Raw genomic sequence first — 336 nt, 5'->3', positions numbered from 1 at the left:
AACACCGTTTAATAATTGAATACTTGCTACGAGTAATCCAATAGTCAGTAAGTTATTCCTTACAAAAAAGATACCAGCGACCATACAGGATAGTTGAGAGCCAAAACTTAGTAAAATTCCAGTAGTTGAAGCTAAGTCTTTTAAGAATTGATATGTTTTTCTGGACTCTTCAAATTCTAAACTGATTCCTTGAATTTTTTCTTGGGTCCAGCTTTGAATATTTAATAACTTAATTTGTTCAAAACCATTAATAAAGTTTGTCATTTTTGACAAATAGTGATTATTTTGTAGAGAATAATTATTAGTTGATTTAGTCATTAACTTTCCAGGAATTTG

Annotated in this window: 1 protein-coding gene; it reads right to left on the bottom strand. The window is 28.9% G+C overall.

Annotation, left to right across the window (positions count from 1 at the left end; all coding sequences use genetic code 11):
• On the bottom strand, positions 1 to 336 hold a 336-nt coding region (locus HMPREF2926_RS01780), incomplete at both ends, for an ABC transporter transmembrane domain-containing protein (RefSeq protein ID WP_141751760.1).

This window comes from Streptococcus sp. HMSC078D09, assembly GCF_001813675.1.
Classification (GTDB): domain Bacteria; phylum Bacillota; class Bacilli; order Lactobacillales; family Streptococcaceae; genus Streptococcus.
The sequence above is the reverse complement of the archived record's forward strand: the minus strand, read 5'-3'. Positions and strand labels throughout refer to the sequence as shown.